The organism is Marinitenerispora sediminis, from assembly GCF_003336425.1.
GTDB classification, from domain to species: domain Bacteria; phylum Actinomycetota; class Actinomycetes; order Streptosporangiales; family Streptosporangiaceae; genus Marinitenerispora; species Marinitenerispora sediminis.
In genome coordinates this window covers 17,900-38,243 of sequence record NZ_QEIO01000002.1, presented here as the reverse complement: position 1 = coordinate 38,243, position 20,344 = coordinate 17,900, and the positions used below count along the sequence as shown (strand labels likewise).

At 71.3% G+C, this 20,344-nt stretch carries 19 protein-coding genes; 16 read left to right on the top strand and 3 right to left on the bottom strand.

Annotated features, from left to right (window positions below; genetic code table 11):
- Positions 1-37: 37 nt before the first annotated feature.
- Complete coding sequence (locus DEF28_RS00655; protein WP_114395995.1) at positions 38-1,498, top strand: alanine/glycine:cation symporter family protein; 1,461 nt, start codon at positions 38-40, stop codon at positions 1,496-1,498.
- A 114-nt stretch (positions 1,499-1,612) separates the two neighbouring features.
- On the opposite strand, the gene treS is transcribed toward DEF28_RS00655, so the two are convergent.
- Positions 1,613-3,847 carry a maltose alpha-D-glucosyltransferase gene (gene treS / locus DEF28_RS00650; RefSeq protein ID WP_114395996.1) on the bottom strand — a complete coding sequence of 745 codons (2,235 nt, stop codon included), beginning with the start codon at positions 3,845-3,847 and terminating at the stop codon, positions 1,613-1,615.
- A gap of 528 nt (positions 3,848-4,375) precedes the next feature.
- On the opposite strand from treS, the gene DEF28_RS00645 reads away from it, so the two are divergent.
- From DEF28_RS00645 to DEF28_RS00570, 15 genes are all read left to right on the top strand, one after another.
- Positions 4,376-5,263, top strand: a complete 888-nt coding sequence (locus DEF28_RS00645) for a helix-turn-helix domain-containing protein (RefSeq protein ID WP_114395997.1) — start codon at positions 4,376-4,378, stop codon at positions 5,261-5,263.
- 404 nt (positions 5,264-5,667) lie between these two features.
- A complete protein-coding gene (locus tag DEF28_RS00635; RefSeq protein WP_147280049.1) occupies positions 5,668-6,693 on the top strand; it encodes a hypothetical protein in 1,026 nt (341 codons plus the stop codon).
- A gap of 43 nt (positions 6,694-6,736) precedes the next feature.
- On the top strand, positions 6,737-7,486 hold the full coding sequence (gene cpaB, locus DEF28_RS00630) for a Flp pilus assembly protein CpaB (protein ID WP_114395999.1): 750 nt from the start codon (positions 6,737-6,739) through the stop codon (positions 7,484-7,486).
- Positions 7,483-9,102, top strand: a complete 1,620-nt coding sequence (locus DEF28_RS00625) for an AAA family ATPase (protein WP_114396000.1) — start codon at positions 7,483-7,485, stop codon at positions 9,100-9,102. The genes cpaB and DEF28_RS00625 overlap by 4 nt, the downstream gene beginning before the upstream one ends.
- Positions 9,103-9,106: 4 nt before the next feature.
- Positions 9,107-9,493 (top strand): TadE/TadG family type IV pilus assembly protein, encoded by a 387-nt coding sequence (locus DEF28_RS00620; RefSeq protein ID WP_114396001.1) that lies wholly within the window; start codon positions 9,107-9,109, stop codon positions 9,491-9,493.
- Positions 9,494-9,544: 51 nt separating this feature from the next.
- Complete coding sequence (locus DEF28_RS00615; protein WP_114396002.1) at positions 9,545-10,903, top strand: CpaF family protein; 1,359 nt, start codon at positions 9,545-9,547, stop codon at positions 10,901-10,903.
- Entirely contained in the window at positions 10,900-11,829 is a 930-nt protein-coding gene (locus DEF28_RS00610) for a type II secretion system F family protein (RefSeq protein WP_233515007.1), read from the top strand. The genes DEF28_RS00615 and DEF28_RS00610 overlap by 4 nt, the downstream gene beginning before the upstream one ends.
- A gap of 34 nt (positions 11,830-11,863) precedes the next feature.
- Complete coding sequence (locus DEF28_RS00605) at positions 11,864-12,772, top strand: DUF5936 domain-containing protein (RefSeq protein WP_114396003.1); 909 nt, start codon at positions 11,864-11,866, stop codon at positions 12,770-12,772.
- A gap of 4 nt (positions 12,773-12,776) precedes the next feature.
- Positions 12,777-14,153 carry a sensor histidine kinase gene (locus DEF28_RS00600; RefSeq protein ID WP_199493061.1) on the top strand — a complete coding sequence of 459 codons (1,377 nt, stop codon included), beginning with the start codon at positions 12,777-12,779 and terminating at the stop codon, positions 14,151-14,153.
- Positions 14,077-14,775 carry a LuxR C-terminal-related transcriptional regulator gene (locus DEF28_RS00595; protein WP_233515006.1) on the top strand — a complete coding sequence of 233 codons (699 nt, stop codon included), beginning with the start codon at positions 14,077-14,079 and terminating at the stop codon, positions 14,773-14,775. Before DEF28_RS00600 ends, DEF28_RS00595 begins: the two co-directional genes overlap by 77 nt.
- Positions 14,776-14,868: 93 nt before the next feature.
- Entirely contained in the window at positions 14,869-15,117 is a 249-nt protein-coding gene (locus DEF28_RS00590) for a hypothetical protein (RefSeq protein WP_114396005.1), read from the top strand.
- A gap of 55 nt (positions 15,118-15,172) precedes the next feature.
- Positions 15,173-15,910, top strand: coding sequence for a pilus assembly protein TadG-related protein (locus DEF28_RS00585; RefSeq protein WP_233515005.1), 738 nt, complete (start codon positions 15,173-15,175; stop codon positions 15,908-15,910).
- Positions 15,911-16,389: 479 nt separating this feature from the next.
- Positions 16,390-17,175, top strand: a complete 786-nt coding sequence (locus DEF28_RS00580; RefSeq protein ID WP_233515004.1) for an OmpA family protein — start codon at positions 16,390-16,392, stop codon at positions 17,173-17,175.
- 64 nt (positions 17,176-17,239) lie between these two features.
- Positions 17,240-17,731: a hypothetical protein gene (locus tag DEF28_RS00575; RefSeq protein WP_147280050.1), complete on the top strand. Its 492-nt coding sequence runs from the start codon at positions 17,240-17,242 to the stop codon at positions 17,729-17,731.
- A gap of 35 nt (positions 17,732-17,766) precedes the next feature.
- Positions 17,767-18,423: a C40 family peptidase gene (locus DEF28_RS00570; protein ID WP_233515003.1), complete on the top strand. Its 657-nt coding sequence runs from the start codon at positions 17,767-17,769 to the stop codon at positions 18,421-18,423.
- A gap of 110 nt (positions 18,424-18,533) precedes the next feature.
- On the opposite strand, the gene DEF28_RS00565 is transcribed toward DEF28_RS00570, so the two are convergent.
- Complete coding sequence (locus DEF28_RS00565; protein ID WP_114396008.1) at positions 18,534-18,926, bottom strand: hypothetical protein; 393 nt, start codon at positions 18,924-18,926, stop codon at positions 18,534-18,536.
- Between the two features lie 11 nt (positions 18,927-18,937).
- On the bottom strand, positions 18,938-20,290 hold the full coding sequence (locus DEF28_RS00560; RefSeq protein ID WP_233515002.1) for a hypothetical protein: 1,353 nt from the start codon (positions 20,288-20,290) through the stop codon (positions 18,938-18,940).
- Between the last annotated feature and the right edge of the window lie 54 nt (positions 20,291-20,344).

Here is a 20,344-nt window from a genome sequence, read left to right as displayed (position 1 = left end):
TTCCGCGAGTGAGCAGCGGACAGGGAGCTCTCAGCACATGACCGATTCCTTCCAAGCTGTACTGGACGCCGTCGTCGCCTTCATCTGGGGACCGTTCTTCCTCATCCCGCTCCTCCTGGTCGTGGGGGTCTACCTCACCATCAGGCTCCGCGGACTCCAGTTCCGCGTGCTCGGCCACGCTCTGTGGCTCGCCCTGATCCGCCGCACCGAATCGGACAAGGACGGGGCGAAGGCCGAAGGGGACATCTCCCACTACCAGGCCCTCAGTACGGCGCTGGCCGCCACGGTCGGGGTCGGCAACATCGCCGGTGCCGCCCTGGCCATCGGCGTCGGCGGCCCGGGCGCCCTGTTCTGGATGTGGGTCACCGGCGTCCTGGGCATGGCCACCAAGTACAGCGAGGCCCTGCTCGGCGTGAAGTACCGCCGCCCCGACTCCAAGGGCGAGATGAGCGGCGGCCCGATGTTCTACCTGCGCCACGGCTTCGCCGAGAAGTTCGGCAGCACCGGCGCCGGCGCCAAGATCGGCCTGGTGCTCGGCTTCCTCTTCGCGCTCTTCGGCGCGGTCGCCTCGTTCGGCATCGGCAACATGACGCAGGCCAACGCCGTCGCCGGCCAGCTCGACAACACGTTCGGCGTGCCGACCTGGATCTCGGGGATCGTCATGGTCGCCCTCGTCGCCGCGGTGATCCTGGGCGGGATCAAGAGCATCGGCCGGTTCGCGTCCGGCGTCGTGCCGGTCATGATCATCCTTTACGTGCTCGCCTCCCTGCTCGTCCTCGCCGTCTACGTCACGGACATCCCGGGGGCCCTCCTCCTGGTGTTCACCGACGCCTTCAGCGGGACCGCCGCGGTCGGCGGGTTCGCCGGGTCGGTGTTCATCATCGCTATGCAGCAGGGCATGGCACGCGGGATGTTCTCCAACGAGTCCGGTCTGGGCACCGGCGGCATCGCCGCGGCGGCGGCCAAGACGGCCCAGCCCGTCCGCCAGGCCATGGTCTCCATGACCCAGACCTTCATCGACACGATCATCGTGGTCACGATGACGGGCCTGGTCATCATCATCACCGGCGCCTGGCGCACCGAGGCCCAGGCCGGCGACGGCGCGCTGATGACCAACTGGGCGATGAGCGAGGCTTTCGGCAGCATCTCCCCGGCGCTTGCCCCGGTGGGCGGCTACATCGTCGCGATCAGCCTGATGTTCTTCGCCTTCACCACCCTGGTGGGCTGGTCCTACTACGGCGAGCGCTGCCTGGACTTCCTCGTCGGCCGTGCCGCGGTCATCCCGTTCCGCATCGTGTTCGTCATCGTGGTCTACATCGGGGCGACCACGGAGCTGAACCTCGTGTGGGCGTTCAGCGACGCCGCCAACGGGCTCATGGCGGTGCCCAACCTCATCGGCCTCCTCGTGCTCTCCGGCGTGATCATCGCCGAGACCCGGAAGTACTTCGCCGAGCCGAACTGGCGGGAGCCGGACCTGGTCGACGCCCGGAAGGGCTGACCACGCGGCGGTGCCGACCGGCAGGGCGCCTCGGGGGAGACCCGGGGCGCCCTCCGCGTTCCGGCTCCGCGGACGGGTCCGTGCCGGCGGGAGCGGGCCCCCGCCGGCGGCCGGCTACTTGGCGGCCCCGCCGCCGGGCGCGGGGTCGGTGATGATCAGCGACGTGCCCTCGAAGGGTTCGAGGGCGAGGGTGAACCCGTGCTGGGCGTCGACGGTGCCGACGGAGTCCCCGGTGAACATCGAGCTGACGTCGGCCCCGGGGCGCAGGTGCTCGGAGCGCACGACGCCGGTGACCGGCTCGGCTGAGAAGTTCAGCACCGTCACCTGCAGGTCCTCCGAGGGGAGCTCGTGGACCATGACGAGCATGGCCTCGTGCGGCACGTCCGGCACGTCGATCTGCCGGGCGGTCGCGATGCCGCCGCGGGTGCGGACCTCGATGACGGCCTTCAGCCGGGACGCGAATGAGCGCGGATCGGCGAGCTGCTCCGGGAGCGTCCCGTAGAGGCTGACCGCCCGCGGCATGCCGTTCTCGGAGCGGGTGGCCGCCGGGTTCACCCCCATCAGGTCGTGGGCGCCGCGGTGGATCCACCGGGTGTCGCCCTCCTCGATGAGCGCCGCCACCTCCGCGGGGTCGAGGGTCAGCGTCCCGCACAGGTCCCAGCCGGAGATGGCGAAGACCCCCGGCTGGAGGGCGTTGAACATGGCCAGCAGCAGGTGCGCCCGGACGATCGCCTCGACCTCGTCCTCCGACAGGTCGGACAGGTCCCGCAGCCCCAGCGCCGCGGCCACGACCGAGACGGTGGTGCAGGCGACGCCGTTGGCGGTGAACGGCAGGTTGTAGGGAGCGCGCTCCCCGGTGAGCCCCTCGGTGAGCTCCCGCTGGATGCGGGCGGCGAGGTCGTGGCCGGTCACGTCCGCGCCGTGGTAGGTGAACGTGTCGTTGGCGTGCATCCCGGAGAAGTGGACGAGTTCGTGGGTGAGCTCGTCGTGGTTCTGCAGGGCGTGCACGAGGGAGACGGGGTCGACCCCGACCTCGTGCGCCAATCGCACGGTGAGGCGGAGGAACTCCGTGTCGCCGGTGACCAGCGCGTGGTGGTATGCGGGCCGGTTCACGAAGTCGTAGGAGAGGTCGGCGCCGACCTCCGACGTCATCCGGATGTCCTCCAGGGACAGGTTCAGCTCCTGGAAGGTGAAGCCGCCCATCTTGCGGACGATGCTCGCGATGAACTGGTTGGCCGCCTCCGACAGCGGGTGCCCCTCCGACCACGCGGGCAGGCCCTCGGCGGACTTCTCGACGCCGAGGAAGCCGTTGGCGTCCAGGCGCAGCGCGCCGGAGCCCAGGTCGGCCAGCGAGTGGCAGGCGTCCCCGATGACGAGGCGCATGCCCGCGAACGACGGGTCGATCCAGTTGACCGTCGGCTGGCCGGCCTTGAAGTAGTGCAGGTAGACCCAGCGGCGCGTCACGCCGTCCGGGCCGAGCACGGCGCTGGTCGCGCTCCAGTTGGTCTCCTTGACCCCGGGCTCGTAGAAGATGACGCGCTGCAGCCGCCCGATGATGTAGCCGGCCTTCTCCAGCGCCTGCTCGGTGTCGGGGTCGAGGTTGACCGACGTGCGCCCGGGCGGCACCTCGGGGAGGAGGTCCCAGTCCTGCTCGGCGATCTCGATCATGTGGTAGATGCCGGGGTAGTCGCCGACGGCCATCTCCGCGAGGCGGAAGTCGGCGCCCTTGCCGGTGTGGCCGGGGATGAGGTCGTCGATGATCACGCCTCCGTACCACTTGGCGGTGGCGCACAGGCGGCGGAACTCCTCCTCGGTGCCGAACAGCGGGTCGATCTCCATGCCGACCCGGTCGAAGTGCCCGTCGACGCTCGGCGTGGCGGACCAGCCGTCGAGTCCGCCCGCCTCCTTGACGGGGCCGGTGTGGACCGCGTTGATGCCGATGTCGGCGAACGCCTTCCAGAGTTCCGGGTCGCCGAGGGTCGCGAGGTAGGAGCGGCCCGGGGCGGTCATGAGCGAGAGGGGGTAGGACGTGAACCACACGGCGGCCTGGTCGATGGCGCCGCGGGGGTTCGGATGCGCGAAGGGGTTCTGCCACATGGTGCTCTTCCCGGAGAGCTGCCTGGCGATCACGTTCGCGTCGGCGAGCATCGACCGGTCCTTGAGCCATTCGACGTAGTCCGGGTTCGACCCCACCGGCTCCCCCGTGCGCGGCCCGGTGCCGTTCGCGCGCGCGACGCGCCGCGCGGTCGGGAGCCGCTTGGGACGTGCCGGGTAGAACTGCTCGTCGTAGGTGATCTCGGCGGCCGCGTTCTCACCATTAAGTTCGGGGCTCGACTCGACATCCGACATGGCATCTCGTCTCTTGCTGAGTAGGGAAGGGGCTCCGCTCCCGCTCGCGGGGCACGTCGTTGTCCTCCGCCCGCGGCAGGTCGGCTCGGCATGCGGTGGGTCGGCACCGATGCCCCACCCCGCGACCGTCTCGTTGGGGAAGCGTGGCCTTCGTCTCGGTCCCGTCGTCCCTCCGTTGCCGCACGGAGCCGACGGGCCCGCCACGCTGAATCGCGGGATACGGGAGCCTAACGCGTCGGCGGGGGTGATGATCACCTATCCGGGCGACCGCTCTCGCTCCCCTGGCCGGCGCACCGGCCGGCACCGCCGCGACCTGCGGATCCGTGCGGAGCGCCGACGCATCCTCTGCGGCCCGCGTCCGTACTTCGTGGGGTCCCGGGCCGCGGCCCGGACAGCGACCCGTGTCCGGGTGCCGACGTCCTGTCCGGTGGCCGCGCCCGCCCGGCGGGGGCTCCCGCCGCGGAACCCCCGCCGAGGGGTAGCGGCAGGACCTCCCTCCGCGGCGCGGCGTGAACATAGCCTGGGGACGTGGACAGCCGAAACGAGATCCGCGAGTTCCTGGTCACGCGGCGGGCGAGGATCACGCCCCAGCAGGCGGGCCTGCCGTCCTACGGCCGCAACCGACGCGTTCCCGGACTGCGCCGGGAGGAGGTCGCGCTGCTCGCGGGGGTCAGCGTCGACTACTACACGCGCCTGGAGCGGGGCAACGCGAGCGGGGTCTCCGAGAGCGTGCTGGAGGCGCTCGCCCGCGCGCTGCAGCTGAACGAGGTGGAGTCCGCGCACCTGTTCGACCTCGCGCGCGCCGCCAGCCCCAGGGCCCGCACGCGCCGCCGGACGGCGCGGCGGCGGGAGGAGGTCCGGCCGGGCGTCCTGCGCGTCCTGGAGGCCATGACAGGCGCTCCCGCGGTGGTGCAGAACCGGCGGCTGGACGTCCTCGCCACCAACCGGCTGGGGCGCGCCCTGTACTCCGACATGGATATCGCCCTGCCCCGGCCGGCCAACTACGCCCGCTTCATCTTCCTCGACCAGCGCGCGACGAGGTTCTACCGGGACTGGGACAAGGCGGCACACGACACCGTGGCGCTGCTGCGCTCGGAGGCGGGACGGGATCCCTACGACCGGGAGCTGTCCGATCTCGTCGGGGAGCTGTCGACGCGCAGCGAGGCCTTCCGCGGCCTGTGGGCCGCCCATAACGTGCACGCCCACACCACCGGCGTCAAACGCCTGCGCCATCCGGTCGTCGGGGACCTGGACCTGGCGTTCGAGGCGATGGAGCTCGCCGCCGACACCGGACTGTCGCTCTTCGTCTACACGGCCGAGCAGGGGTCGGCGTCACAGGACGGGCTGAAGCTGCTCGCCAGCTGGTCGGCGACGCTGGACGAGGCGGAGAACGCCCGCGCGGCCGGCGAGGCCTGACCGGCGTCGCGTCCGGCCCGGAGCGCGTGTGCCGGGCGCGGCCTCGCCGGCCCCTGGCGGGCGCTGGCGGCGCGCCCGCGTCGCGCGGCCGCGCGGGGCGTTCCGGTCCGCGATCGGGACGCCGCCGCATTTCGCGGCGAAAAGGAGGGCGTATCAGGCACGACGTCGAAGTGAACCCCGCCTCAATCCGGCCATCACATGACATTCAGGTGCATTTTGGCCTGTGGACGTCTTGCTTTTTCCACCCGCAATAACGCACCGTGTATCAGAGCGTTGAGTGGCGACAAGTGAATCGTCCCCGGTAGAGGGATCGCAGGGCGCCTCGTTACGATACGTCCCCATAGGGCCGCGCCGGCCCCCGTCAGAGTCGGCGCCCCGCGCCGCACCCCCAGGGAGCATGCACCGTGTCCACCGACCGTCCGAGGTCACCCAGTGTCGTCGCGCTGCTCGCGGACATCCCGAGCACCGGCCACCTCGGTGCCGCCCAGGCACAGCGCTTCCCCCTGGCGGGCGATGATCTCGCCACCCGGTGCGCGGACTTCCTGGACTTCGCCGCACATCATACGGCTCAAGACCGAAAAGTGGTGGCGCTCTATCCGAAATGGCGTGCGGACCATCCGGAACGCGCCATTCAGTTCGCGCGCGGGGCCCTGCGCACCGACCACGTCGCCGGCATTGCAGTGGACCTCTCCCCGCTGGCGTTCTCGCTGCTCGCAGACCAGCTCGCCTATCTCGCTCCCTACCTTCCCGCCGGGCTGGTCGCGGCGCTCGCCGACGAACTCCCCCGGCACGTCCTGGCCGGCGCCTGGCTGAAAGGCGTCAGCAACCTGTCGACACTCCCCATTTCGGTCGGGCAGCACATCGCGTCCTATTCCCCCAAGTCTGCGTTCCTGGCATTCTGCGCGCCGACCCGGCACGTCGCGCGGGTGCGCGGTGGAAGACCGACCCCCGCGCCGCCCTTCCACCCGGTCGACCCGGTGCAGATGCTCGTCTCCGCGGCGGGCGACCCCGAGGCCGCGGCGTTCGACTCCCGCTTCCTTCCCCTGGTGCGGGCCGTCAGCACCCGGCCGCTGCCGCCGCAACCGCTGGGCGCGCGGTACTGGGGGTCGTCGCGCTACGTCGAGTTCGTGGCCTTCAGCGCCCACCAGGAGGCGCTGTCGCATCCGGTGCGCAGCATCCGGCCGACCACCTGCGCCTGGTGCCGCGAACCCGTCGCCGCCCCGCGCTGCCCGTTCTGCGGGGCCGCCAACCGCCCTCCGGTCGGGCGGCCGCCCTCCTACGCGCGGGCGGGCGAGCTGCCCGCTCCCGCCGCGCCTCTGCCGGAGCGCGCCCGCGTCGAACCGGCCGCTCCGCCCGCGGCGGACCCCTCGACCGGCCCGAACGCCGCCCCCGGCCTCGGGCCGCCCGCCTTCCGTCCCACGGCCCGCTGACCCGGCCGCCCCCTCGCTCCCGCCCGAGTAGAAACGGAACGTCATGAACCCCCGTCAGCGACGCGGCGTGCTGCTGATGATCGTCGCCGGGATCGGCGCCATCGCGGTCCTGTTCACCATCGTGTCCTACGCCAACACGCTGCAGAACGAGATGGGCACCTACCGCGTCGCGCTGCGCCTCACCGAGGACGTGCCGCCGTACCAGCCGATCTCCGAGGACCAGGTGGAGGAGTTCGCGGTCCCGGCGCGGTTCTTCGACGACAACGTCTTCCTCACCGGCGCCGACCTCGACGAGGCGCTCGGCCGGCTGGGCCGGCAACCGGTCTCCGCGACCTTCCTGGACTCCGGCACCCTGCTGCAGAAGAGCATGGTCGTGGACGCGCCGGAGCTGGACGAGGGCGAGCGGGAGATCGCGATCATGATCAACGCCGAGACCGGCGTCGCCGGCAAGGTCGACCGCCAGTCGCGGGTCGACATCTACGCCGCCTACCAGCCCAACGACCAGCAGAGCGCGTGCGCCGTCCGGGTGCTCACCGACGTCGAGGTGCTGGAGGTGGGCGAGATCGGCTCCGAGATCGACGCGCAGACCGGCGGCACCAACTCCGTCGTGCCGGTCACCTTCCGGCTGGACCCGGAGGAGACGCTGCGCCTCACCTACGCGGAGGGCTTCGCCGACAAGCTCCGGCTCGCGCTGGTGAGCCCCGAGGGCTCCGGCGACCCGGGCGACCTCCAGTTCTGCTCCGCCGACCAGGCCGAGCTGCTGGAGCGGGGCGGCAGCGAGGGCGCCCGATGACCTACCAGGTGATGATCGCCGCACCCACCGCGGCGCTGGAGCAGGCCCTGACCGCCCGCTTCGAGGAGCTCAGCGACGCCGAGGTCGTGAGCGTGCACCGCACCTCGCGCGAGGTGAGCGACACCGTGGGCAAGCTGCCCGGCCTGGACGTCGTGCTCATCCACGAGGACCTCGGGCCGCTGCCGGTGCTCGACCTCGTCCGCGACATCTCACGCAACCACCCCCAGCTCGCGGTCATCCTCATCGTCAACGAGGTCGAACCCGACACCTTCACCAACGCGATGGAGGCCGGGGCCCGCGGGCTGCTGCAGGCCGACGCCACCATCGAGCAGCTCAGCGCGCGGGTCACCACCGCCGCGGAGTGGTCCCGCACGCTGCGCCGGCACCTGGAGGCCGCGTCGCTCGACGTCCCGGTGACCGGCCGGCGCGGCTCCATCATCACCTTCACCGGTGCCAAGGGCGGGGTCGGCACCACCACGACCGCGATCCACCTCGCGCGGATCGCCGCCCGGGCCGGCCGGGTGGTGTGCCTCGTCGACCTCGACCTGCAGACCGGCGACATCCCGGGCTACTTCGACCTCAAGCACCGGCGCAGCATCGTCGACCTGGTCGAGGCCGCCGACGACATCAGCGCGGCCATGCTGGCCGACACCCTGTACGTCCACCCGGACGGCCTGCACATCCTGCTGGCCCCGGTCGAGGGCGAGCGCGGCGAGGACGTCACGGCCCGGGCCTCCCGGCAGATCCTCGGCGCGCTGCGCTCCCGGTTCGACCTCGTGATCGTCGACTGCGGCTCGGCCATGACCGAGGCCACCGCGATGGCCGTGGAGCTGTCCGACACCGCCGTCGTGCTGGTCAACCCCGACCTCCCGGCGCTGCGCGGCGCGCAGCGGCTGATCGCCATGTGGAACCGCCTGCAGATCCGCGCTTCCGAGAACGTCACGACGCTGCTCATGCGGCACAGCCGGCGCAACGAGATCCAGCCGGACTTCGCGCGCAAGCTGCTCGGCGGCAGCATGCTGCGCACCCCCGTCCCCGCCGCCTACCGGGCGCTGGAGGAGGCGTCCAACACCGGCGCCCCCGACCGGCTGACCGACGAGTCCCTCCTCAAGGCGTTCGGCCGGCTCGCCGGCGAGCTGGGGATGCTCACCGTCCCCGCACCCGACGACGCCGCCACCGACGCCGCGCTCGCCGGCGCCGGGGAGAACCCCGCCACCGTCGCCACGCCGGCCCGGGGCCGCCCGTCCCGCCACGCCCGGAGCGACTCCGGCTCGCTCATCGTGGAGTTCGCGGCGGTGCTGCCGTTCCTCGGACTCGCCCTGCTCATCGCGTGGCAGGTCCTGCTGGTCGGCCTCACCGGGATGTACGCCGGCCACGCCGCCAACGAGGGGGCGCGGCAGGCGGCCATCACCCCCGACGACCCCGCCGCCATCCGCGAGGAGGCGGTCAAGCGGGTCCGGGCGCCCTGGGACGGCGAGGACACCCTGGACGTCGCGGTCGTGCAGCGCGAGGGGCGGTCGTTCGTGCGGGTCACCATCGCCACGCCCGCGGTGATCCCGGGTGTGGACAGCCCGTGGGACATCAGCAGCGAGGCGCTGATCATTCCGGAGAGGTGACGCGATGAGGGTCGCTGTGCCACCTGTGCGCGCCCGGGGCCGGCCCCGCGGCGACGGCGGCTCGCAGCTACTGGAGTTCGCCGCCTACTTCCCGCTGTTCCTGCTCGTGACCGCCCTCGCGGTCGAGGTCTTCGTTTCCTTCGTGGCCGTCGAGCAGGCCGAGAACGCCGCGCGCGCCGGGGCGCGCGCGGCGGGCGCCGGGGGCGCGGGCCCCGCCGCCGCGGTGAGCACGGCACAGCAGGCGCTGCCGTCCTGGCTGGACGGCGCCGTGGTCACCGCGGGTCCCCGGGACGACGCCGGCTACTACACGGAGGTGCGCATTGAGCTCCCCATCGTCTTCCGGATCGCCGACCTCGACGTCACGGTGGTGCGGCGTGCCGACATGCCCTGACGCCGGACGGCCGCACGGCCGCCGACTCCCCTCTCTCGCAGGCAGGCACCCATGGGACTGAAGGACCGGCTCGACGAGGACCGCCTCGCCGGGCAGCAGGCGGAGCGCGGCGGCGTCGCCCACTGGCGGCAGCGGCTGCTCACCGAGATCAACCTCGACGACCTCGCGATGCTCAGCCTGGAGCAGCGCCGCATCCGGCTGGAGAAGGTCGTCGGGCACCTCATCTCGCGCGAGGGGCCCGTGCTGTCCGACCGCGAGCGCGGCAACATGGTGCGCCGGGTGGTGGACGAGGCACTGGGCCTGGGCGTGCTGGAGCCGCTGCTCGCCGACGAGAGCATCACCGAGATCATGGTGAACGGACCGGACAACGTCTACATCGAGCGGCGCGGCCGGGTGGAGCGTATCGACACCGCCTTCGCCAGCGAGGAGCAGCTGTACCAGACGATCGACCGCATCGTCTCGCAGGTGAACCGCCGGGTGGACGAGTCCAGCCCCATGGTCGACGCCCGGCTGCCCACCGGCGAGCGGGTGAACGTCATCATCCCCCCGCTCTCCCTCTCGGGGCCGGTCATCACGATCCGGCGGTTCCCCAAACCGTTCACGATCGAGCAGCTGGTCGGCAACGGCAGCCTCGACGAGGCCACCGGCGTCCTGCTGGCCGCCCTGGTGCGGGCCCGGTTCAACGTCATCGTCTCGGGCGGCACCGGCACCGGGAAGACGACGTTCCTCAACGCGCTCTCGGCCTTCGTGCCGGCGGCGGAGCGCATCGTCACCATCGAGGACTCGGCCGAGCTGCAGCTCCAGCAGGAGCACGTCATCCGGCTGGAGTCGCGGCCCCCCAACATCGAGGGGGCCGGGCACATCTCCATCCGCGACCTGGTGCGCAACTCGCTGCGCATGCGCCCGGACCGCATCATCGTCGGGGAGGTCCGCGGAGCCGAGACCCTCGACATGCTGCAGGCGATGAACACCGGCCATGACGGCTCCCTGGCCACGGTGCACGCCAACTCGGCCGACGACGCGGTGCACCGGCTGCTCACCCTCGCCTCCATGAGCGAGGTCAAGATCCCCTTCGAGGCGATCCGCGACCAGATCAACGCGGCCATCGACGTCATCGTGCACCTGGCGCGCTACGCCGACGGCAGCCGCCGGGTGTCGGAGGTGGCGGTGGTCGCCTCGGCCCGGCGGGAGGAGTTCCGGTTGCAGCCGCTGCTGCGCTTCGAGACGCACCGCGTGGACCTCGGCCGCGCGGTCACCGGGGACTTCCTGCGGTTCCCGCTGCCGCGGCACGTCGCCGCGCGGATCTACAACGCGGGCGAGTCGGTTCCGGCGTCGTTCGGCGTCGCCGCTCCGGAGTCGGCCCCGCAGGCGGTCGACACCTTCCACTCCCCCGCCGGAGGCCCGCTGTGACCTACCCGGTCGTGATCCTGCTGCTGTCCGCCGTGATGCTGGCCTTCGCGGTGTGGGGCATCGTCGTCTTCGTGGACGGTGTCGCGCAGCGGCGGCTGCTCGCGTCGCGCAGCGTGCTCGCCGAGGTCGAGCGGCGGGCCAACAGCCCGCTGGCGCGGCTGGACGTCGCGCTGCGCCGCACCGAGTTCGGCCGGGCGGTGTACCGCCGGCTGGCCCGGTCGGGGGTGCGGGTGCGGGTGTCCACGTTCCTGCTGCTGCTACTGGGCGCCATCGTGGCGGCCATCGTGTTCGTCTGGCAGATCCTCGCCCCGCTCTTCGGGCTGCTGTCGGCCGGCCTGGTCGCCTTCCTGTTCCTCGCCTACCTGCGCAGGCAGGAGGAACGCCGCACGGAGGCGTTCACGGCCCAGCTGCCGGAACTCGCGCGGGTGCTGTCCAATGCCACATCGGCCGGCCTGGCGCTGCCCACGGCCATCGACATGGCGGCGGACGAGCTCGACGACCCGGCCGGGGCGGAGCTGCGCCGGGTGGTGGAGTCGATGCGGCTGGGCCAGTCGTTCGAGGCCGCGATCGAGGACCTGCGCCAGCGCATGCCGTCCCGCGAGATCGGGGTGCTCGTCTCCACGCTGCTGGTGTCGGCCCGGTCCGGCGGCGCACTGGTCACCGCGCTGCGCACCATCTCCGACACGCTGGAGAGCCGGAAGGAGACCCGGCGCGAGGTCAGGACCATCCTCAACGAGACCACGTCGACCGCCTGGGCGCTGCTCGTCATGGGCGTCGGCGCGCTCTTCCTGCTCAACGCGATGATGCCCGGCACCGTGGAGGCCATGGTCGAGAGCCCCTTCGGGCTGGTGATCCTCGCGCTGGCCCTGTCGCTGTTCGTCACCGGTTTCGTCGTGATCCGCCGCATGGCGCGGATCGACTTCTGAAGTCCGCTCCGTCGGGCGACGTCTGAGAGGGCCCATGAACATCACGCTCACCTTCCCGCTCATCCTGGCGCTGGGGTCGGCCGGGGCGCTCTGCGTCGTGCTCGCGGTCTGGGGATTCCACCTGGCCACGCGGGAGAGCGAGGTCGCGGCGGACCTGACGATCGCGCCGTCGCGGCAGAAGGGCGAGCGGCTCTTCATCCTGCACCGCATCACTGAGCTGATCGGCCGCCCGTTCGGCGCGGCGGTGCTGGAGTGGCTGGGGGACGCGCAGCGCGCGGCCGTCCGGCGCCGCATCGACGCGGCCGGCCGGCCGAAGGGGCTCACGGTGACGCGCTACGTGCAGCGCAAGATCGGGGAGGTGCTGCTGTACGGCACCCTCGCGCTGCTGATGCTGGCCAACGACAACGCGCTGTTCTCGGTGGTCGTGCTGGCTTTCGTGGGTCTCACCGACCTCTCGCTGTACCTGGCCGCGCAGCAGCGCCAGGACGAGATCCAGCGGCAGCTGCCGGACTTCCTCGACGTGCTCGCGGTGACGGTCGGCTCCGGTCTGGCGTTCCGGCAGGCCCTGGTGCGGGTGGCGGACTCCATGCCGGGGGTGCTGGCCGACGAGTTCCGGCTCGCGCTGCGGCAGATGGAGCTCGGCACCAGCCGCCGCGAGGCGTTCCAGGCACTGCGCCGCCGCAACTCCAACGAGGCGCTCGGCAGGTTCGTCTCCGCGCTGCAGCAGGCCGAGGAGCTGGGCGCGCCGCTGGGCCAGGCCCTGAACACCATCAGCCTGGACATGCGCCGTGCGGACGCCCAGTACCTGCGCCGACGCGCGCAGAAGCTCAACCCCCGGGTGACCGCGGTCACCGCGGCCACGATGCTGCCGGGGCTGCTGCTGCTCATCGGCGGCGGGCTCTTCTTCGGGTCCGACATCGACCTGTCCGGCATCTTCGGCTGACGGCATGAGCGGCGCACACGTCACCACGGCCGCGGACCGCCTCGCGGGGGTCGCCCGGCTGCTCATGCAGCTGCGGTTCCTGCTCACCGCGGTGGCGCTCCTGCTGCTGCCCGCCGACCGGTCGTCGCTGTCGGCCGTGCTGGTCCTGGTGCTGTACGCGATGCTGTCCGGCATCCTCGGCCGGTACTGGCGGCGGCTGACGCCGTACCTGCTGCGCGCGCCGTGGCTGGTGGGCGCGGACATCTTCATCGCGGCCGGAATCCTGGCCGTCGACGGCCCCTCGGGGGCCTTCTTCGTCGCCACGGTGCTGACCAGCGCCATCGCCGGAGTGCTGTTCGCCTGGCGGCGAGTGGCGGCGGTGGCGGGGCTGCAGATGCTCGGCTACACCATCGCCCTGGTGTCGCACCTCACCCTGCCGGCGGCGCCGGTGGAGGGCATCGGGCTGCAGTTGTTCGTCATCCACCCGCTGCTCTACCCGGTCGCCGGTTTCATGGGGATCCGGCTGCGGCTGATCTTCATGGAGCTCGCCGCCGAACAGGAGTTGCGCAGAGCGGCCGAACGCGCCGCCGCGGCGGCGGAGGAGCGCGCGCGGCTGGCCCGCGACATGCACGACTCGGTCGCCAAGACCCTGCGCGGCGCCGCCATGGCGGCGCAGGCGCTCCCGCTGTGGCTGCGCAAGGACCCGGAGCGCGCAGCGGCGACCGCGGCGCAGGTGGCGAAGGCCGCCGAGATCGCGGCGCGCGAGGCGCGGGAACTGATCGCCGACCTCCGGGACGACTCGGCGGCCATCCCGCTGGCGGAGGCCGTCGGCACCGTGCTGCGGGAGTGGTCCGAGGAGACCGGGATCCGGGTGACCTACGACCGCCCCGACTGCGATCTGCCGCTGCTGGTGGCCGCCCGGCTGGAGACCGTCGCGATCCTGCGCGAAGCGCTCACCAACATCAGGCGGCACGCTGCCGCGCACGCGGTCGCCGTGAGCCTGGGGCCCGCCGGGCCCGCCCCGGACGGGCCCGGCGGCGAGCGGCTGCTGCTGCGGATCGCGGACGACGGCACCGGCTTCGTCCTCCGGACGCGTACCGAGGGCGCCGACGGTGTCAGCGAGGTGATCTCTCCGCCCGGCCACTACGGCCTGATCGGGATGGCGGAGCGGGCCCGCTGCGCCGGTGGGACCCTGACCGTCGACTCCGCTCCGGGGGCGGGCACCCGCATCACCCTCCAGGTCCCGCTTGCGCAGGCCTCCCCCAGCCCTGAGAGGACGCACAGTGACCCCCACGCCAGGCCCCGCCCCGCTGACCGTGCTCGCGGTGGACGACAACATCGTCGTGCGCGCCGGCCTGATCTCGCTGCTGGAGACGGCCGACGACATCGTGGTGATAGGTGAGGCCGGCGACGGTGACGAGGCGATCGCCCGCGCGCGGGAGCTGCGCCCGGACGTCGTGCTGCTGGACGTCCGGATGCCCGGACGCGACGGCGTGAGTGCGGTCGAGGAGCTGAGCGCGCTATCGAAGGTGGTCATGCTGACCCACACCGAGGACCCCGAGACCGTACACACCGCGCTGCGCCGCGGGGCCACGGGCTACCTCGTGCACGGGCACTTCACGGTGGCGGAACTGGGCCGTGCGCTGCGCGACGTCGTGCACGGCCGCGGAAGCCCGCTGTCGCCCGTCGCCGCCGCGGCGGTCCTCGCCTCCATGCGGGCCGCTCCCCCGCCGCGGCCGGGCCCGGCGTCGGCCGAGGACCTGGGGCTGACCGAACGCGAGGCGCAGGTACTGGCCGCCGCGGCGCGGGGGCTGTCCAACTCGGCGATCGCCCAGGAGATGTTTCTTTCCGAGAAAACCGTGAAAAACCATATCAATCGAATATTCCGAAAACTCAAGGTGACCTCCCGCTCGGCCGCGATCGCGCGCTGGAATGGCCACCCGGACCCCACCGCCCCCACCTCCGACCAGGGACATCACCCGTTTGGACACTCCGCCCGACATTGGGCCTCAACTGAGCGATAATTGGGTCCCAAGGCCCTATGCACCCGGCCTCGATTTTTTCTAGATTGAACACCGTCGCCTCACACGCCCCTCATTCCTCACAGGAGTCCTCCCATGCAGAACCCGTTGATCTGGGGATACGCCAAGGCCCGGATCGCCCTCGCCGGTCGCAGAGCCGTGATGCGCAGAGGGGACGACCGGGGGAACTACGTCGAGTACGCCGCGGTGATCGTCCTCATCGCCGCGATCGCGGCGGCGGTCCTCGCGACTAACATCGGCCAGACCATTGCGGACGCGCTCACGGCACAGGTCGACGACATCCTGGGCACCGGCGCGACATCCGGCGACGACAGCGCCCCGTGACCCCGCCCGTTCTCGAGACAGCCCCCTCACTGGTGAGTGCTTCCGGATGAGAACCGTGCCGCGACCGACCGCTGACGAGCGGGGACAGGCCAGCCTGTTCCTGCTCGTCGGCCTCACGCTGTCCCTGTTCGCGCTGGCGCTGCTGTTCGCCCGGTTGGGCAACGCCAACGATCTGCGCACCCAGGCCCAGACCGCCGCCGACGCCGCCGCGCTCGCCGCCGTGGGGTCGGCGCGGGACGCCGCCGCGCGGCAGCTGGCCGAGGGCACCATCCCGATCGCCTCGTTCTACGACGCGGCGGTCGGCCGCACAGCAGCCGAGCGGTACGCGCGGGCGAACGGTGCGATCCTGGATGACATCCGGGCCAGCGACGACAACCTCGGCCAGGTCGGGAACATCGTCCGCGTCGAGGTGCGGGGCGCATACTGCCAGCAGGAGCTCCAAGAGGACCGAAGCGTGCACTGGTCGGAGATCGTCTGCTCGGGCGACGAGGAGACCGATTCGCCATCCCGATACGTGGGCAACGCGGCGGCGATCGCCGAGATGGTCCTCCCCGACTGCTCCTACGCCTTCGGCTCCGACTTCAGCATCGGGGGTGTGGAGTGCGACGGCCAGGCCATCACCAGCTATGCGCAGGCGCGTTCACTGATCACCATCCGACTGGTGGCGGAGGAGGGACAGTACCTCTACCGCCCACTCGGCAGCCCGGTCGACGCGGGCGACGACGCCGAAGATGACGAGGAAGCCGAGGAAAGCGACGAAACAGATTCGGACGAAGCAGGGAACAACGGATGACTCACTAAATTCGCCAGCATAAATCAGGTGACCACCCACGGCATGTTCTCACCGGAGACCGTTTTATCCTTCCCTCTTCACTTCAGGAATCTTCGGCATTCTCCCGCCCCTTGTCAGGTCGGCCACGATCCTCCAGATGCTATGGACCCATTCACCCGGGTTCGTTAGGCTGGCCGGCTGTATGTATCCCAGTGGAAGGTTGCGTCGTGAACAGATGGAGCCCCCCTCCTTTTCTCCACGCGATGCGAGTGCTCGGCTCCATCGTCGTGAGCACGGTGTTACTTTCCTCCTGTGTTGGACAGCCTGACGCCGACTCTCGCGGCGACGCTGAATCCCTTACCGGGAACGGGGACGAGGAGAGCAGCCAGGCGTCGTCCCCAGAGTCAGGGGAACCCATCGCTACCTCTCAGTACAGCGCGAGCGCGGAGGGGTCCGGGCTGCGTTTCGACATTCGCGCCCTCGAGCGCTACAGCGACGCCATGCTCGTGCTGAGCATGGCGATCACCAACGAGGGTGACGAGCCGGCCACTGTCCGCCTCAGCTTGGCCGAGCTCGGCGGCCAGCTCAGCACGCCCGACGGCGTGTCCCTGATCGACATGCAGAACAATCAGCGGTACATGCCGCTGAAGCTCACCGACGAGGAGACCTGCCACTGTTCCTCCTGGCGAGGTGATGAGAACCTGGGGCCGGGAGGCAGCATCGACATCTGGGTGGCCTTCCCCTCCCCTCCAGAGGACATTGAGAGCATGTCGGTCACCACCCCGGTCACGCCTGACTTCCTGGACATCCCCGTCACCGAGGCCGAGGCACCCGACTCGGCGATCGCCGACGCGCCAGTGGCGGAGCCGCGGGTGCTTGACATCAGGGCGTACCAGGACGACATCGAAGGCGGTACTGCCCGCACGGATTCCGGGGACGAGACCACGATCCTGCTTTCGTCCGACGTCCTCTTCGAACTCAACGAGTCGGACCTCACACCAGAGGCGGACGACGTACTTCGCCAGGTGGCGGAGGAGATCGACAACGCCTCAGCATCCACGGTCGAAATCGACGGTTATACCGACAACACCGGCAACGACCGCATCAATAAACCCCTATCCGAGGACCGGGCCGCCAGCGTGGAGGAAAGACTCCGGGAACTGGTAACCCGTGAGGGGCTCGGCTACGAGGTGGCCGGGCACGGCTCGGCCGACCCTGTTGGTGACAACCGCACTGACGAGGGGCGCGAGAAGAACCGCCGCGTCACGATCACGTTCGCGAAGTAGAGGCCTCATGCATTTGCGCAGATCAGCGCTCCGGTCGGCGACGGCCACGCTCACAACCCTGTTGTTGGGACTGACCCTGGTCTCCGCGTCCCACGCCGACGAAACGACTTCGGCTGGAGAATCGACTTCCACCGGCCTCGGCACCAGCGTCGCGAGCACCTCCGCATGGGACGGAGCGACAATCGAGGTAAACGCGCTCGACCGCTCCACCACTGGCGAGTACACCCAACTGGTGTGGACGCTGCACAACGAATCGGACACCAGGATCCGCCTGCAGGACTTCGGCAATCGGACCTACCTGTATCCCGGTTCCACACTGGGCAGCGGACTGGTGCTCATCGACGAGGAGCACGGAATCCGATACCACCCCTACATCGACGCCGACCAGGACTGTCTCTGCGCCGGCTCCGACTACGTACCGTCGAAGTTCCAGTTGACCACTCACCCCGGCACCCAGAACACCTACTGGGCCTCCTACCAACTCTCTGAGGACACCGACACCGTGACTGTGGAGATCCCCGGCTTCCTGCCGATCGCGGACGTCCCCGTCGGTTGAGCCGCGGCCGTCCCCCGTACCAGAAGGAGCATGCGGTGGCCAGGCACCAGTTCGGAACCCCCCGGACGCCACCCGGTGATGACCGCGGTGCCTCGTTCGTCGAGAGCGCCGTCCTGCTGTCCCTCGCCGCCGTGATCATCACCAGCGTGGCGCAGACCCCGCTGGGCGGCATGTTCCACGACGGGGTGCGCGAGATGGTGTGCCTGGTCGAGGGTCCCGAGTGCGGAGGCGAGACCTGGACCGAGCACGACCGGCCCGAGGAACCGGACATCTACGAGTACGACTTCGCCGGCTACTACGACGGCGAAGTCCTCGGCGAGGGCGACGCGCGCGTCGCCATCCAGTTCGCGCTCAGCCAGCAGGGCAAACCGTACGGCTGGGGGGCCACCGGACCGAACTCGTGGGACTGCTCCGCCCTCACGCAGGCGGCGTGGCGGGCGGCGGGGGTGCAGATCCCGCGCACGACCTGGCCCCAGCACTCCGCGCTCGCCCCAGTGGACCGGGCGGACCTGCAGCCCGGCGACCTCATCTTCTTCCAGACGATCCCGGGCCCGCCGCCCACCCACGTGGGCATGTACATCGGCAACGGCCAGATGGTGCACGCCGGGAATCCGGTGCAGGTGGTCCAGGTCCTCGGCAACTCCTACTGGGAGAGCCGCTGGGTCGGCGCCGGCCGGGTGCCGCAGGGGTAGCGGCGGACCGCGGGCCCGGTGCGCGCACCCGCCGCGGCGGGTGCTGTGCTCCGAGGGAGCACGCGGGCCACGGCGCGCGGAGCCCGCCCCCAGGCACCCGAGCGGAGGGGTCACACCGCCCGGCGCCGGAGCCGGCGGGTGAGCGCCCAGCCGGCGACCGCGCCGGCGAGGGCGATCAGCGACCAGGTGGCGAACTCCGGCCACCGCGCACCGGGGGTGCCGGCCAGTAGGAGGGCATTGCCGATGGTGCCCGCGACCGGCGCCGTGAGCGCGGCGACGGCGTTCCGACCCGGCCGGGCGCGTTCGGGGCGGCGGTGGGCGAGGGAGCCGGCGGCCGCCGTCAGGAGACCTGCCGCGGAGCCGGTGGCGCCGTACCACGCGACCGCGCCGGCGTAGCTCTGCAACTGCTCCAGCGTCGCGTACTCCACGACCGCGATCGAGGCGGCCGTGTTGAGGACGAACCACGCGACGAGCCCCGCCGCCACGGCCCGGACCAGATCCATTCCGCCTCCCGCTAGGCACACCTGCCGTATTCGGTGTAGCTCCGGACGCCGTCCCGGGGAGCCCCGAGGTACTCGGCCTCCACGATGTCGAGCGACTCGCCGCCCCATGTTCCGCCGAGACCGAGGCTCACCCCCACCTTGAGGCTGGCCGACACGTCGCGGACGTCGTTGTCGTAGTCGTACCGGGCGCGCGTGGTGCGCCCCTCCTCGAAGACCCACCGCTCGAAGGGCGAGGCGTCCGGCGCCAGTTCGGTGGGGGCCATGGAGTCCCAGGTCAGCGGGATGACCTGGTCGTCGGCGACCAGCCCCAGCCACTCCGCCACCATCCGGCGCTTCTCGTCGGTGTCCACCTTCAGGTGGGTCGTGGTGACCGTCGGTCCGTCCGGGGTGCGCGCGGTCTGGGCCAGCAGCAGTGACACCACCCGTCCCTCGGTGTCCTGGACGACGGTCATGGTCCCGGACCGGCCGACGGTCGGCCGCACCCGGTCCACGACCCAGTGCGCGCCGACCTGGGCGGTACCACCCAGCTCGTAGACGGTCATGACGGTGCCGTCGCGCCGGTTCTCGGCCCGGCTGAGCACCGCGGTGACTCCGACGGCACCGTGCGCGTGCAGCTGCGGGCTGATGTCCCAGCCCTCGATGCCGCGTCCGCTGCCCTTCCCCGGGCGGTCGTCGTCCTCGTTCCCCAGTCCGGCCCCGGTCCTGGCCTCGGCCCCCAGGCTGCTCTCCACGCCCTGGCGGGTGATGTCGGGCGGAGGGATGTCGGGTCCCCAGATCTTGTCGACGCCCCAGCCGATGAGCGGGCTGATCCGCCGGGTGGCGTCGATCTTCTGCCGGGTGCGCAGGTCCTCCCGCAGCCGCTGGGCCTCCTCCGGGGAGCCCAGGATCCACGTGCTGCCGTTGGGCAGGCTCACCGATCCGGTGACGTCGAGGCTGGCGCCGAGCCGCAGCGCCTTCCCCAGGTTGACCCCGCCGCCCAGGCCGAGCGACGCCTCCAGCCGGGAGCTGTCAACGAGGGTGAGCTGGGTGCGGCCGTCGGAGAACCGCTCGGTGACGAAGGAGACCTGCTCACCCACGCTGACGATCACCTCGACCTCCCCGCCGGCGACCTCGGTGGCGCGGGACCGCAGGCAGCGTTCGGGCTCGTAGCGCTCGTCGGCGGCCCGGCGGGAGCGGTCGCAGTCGTCGAGGCCGAGCGCCGCGCAGACGGCGCGTTCGAGGGCGCCGGTGACGGTTCCGGGGACGGCGAGGACGACGGCGGCCAGCAGCATGGCGGTCAGGAGGACGACCGCGACATACTCGAGCATGCCGGCGGCCCGGTCGGCGCCGCCCGCGCCGTGCCGACGGAACCTCGCCTTCGTCACCAGGTGACGGTACGGATCCGGCGCTCCGGGCGAACAGGGCCCGCCGGTTCAATG

Coding starts and splice junctions, on each gene's coding strand:
- DEF28_RS00655 (WP_114395995.1), top strand. CDS start 38: ATGACCGATTCCTTCCAAGCTGTACTGGACGCCGTCGTCGCCTTCATC.
- treS (WP_114395996.1), bottom strand. CDS start 3,847: ATGTCGGATGTCGAGTCGAGCCCCGAACTTAATGGTGAGAACGCGGCC.
- cpaB (WP_114395999.1), top strand. CDS start 6,737: ATGAACCCCCGTCAGCGACGCGGCGTGCTGCTGATGATCGTCGCCGGG.
- DEF28_RS00625 (WP_114396000.1), top strand. CDS start 7,483: ATGACCTACCAGGTGATGATCGCCGCACCCACCGCGGCGCTGGAGCAG.
- DEF28_RS00620 (WP_114396001.1), top strand. CDS start 9,107: ATGAGGGTCGCTGTGCCACCTGTGCGCGCCCGGGGCCGGCCCCGCGGC.
- DEF28_RS00615 (WP_114396002.1), top strand. CDS start 9,545: ATGGGACTGAAGGACCGGCTCGACGAGGACCGCCTCGCCGGGCAGCAG.
- DEF28_RS00605 (WP_114396003.1), top strand. CDS start 11,864: ATGAACATCACGCTCACCTTCCCGCTCATCCTGGCGCTGGGGTCGGCC.
- DEF28_RS00600 (WP_199493061.1), top strand. CDS start 12,777: ATGAGCGGCGCACACGTCACCACGGCCGCGGACCGCCTCGCGGGGGTC.
- DEF28_RS00590 (WP_114396005.1), top strand. CDS start 14,869: ATGCAGAACCCGTTGATCTGGGGATACGCCAAGGCCCGGATCGCCCTC.
- DEF28_RS00580 (WP_233515004.1), top strand. CDS start 16,390: ATGCTCGTGCTGAGCATGGCGATCACCAACGAGGGTGACGAGCCGGCC.
- DEF28_RS00565 (WP_114396008.1), bottom strand. CDS start 18,926: ATGGATCTGGTCCGGGCCGTGGCGGCGGGGCTCGTCGCGTGGTTCGTC.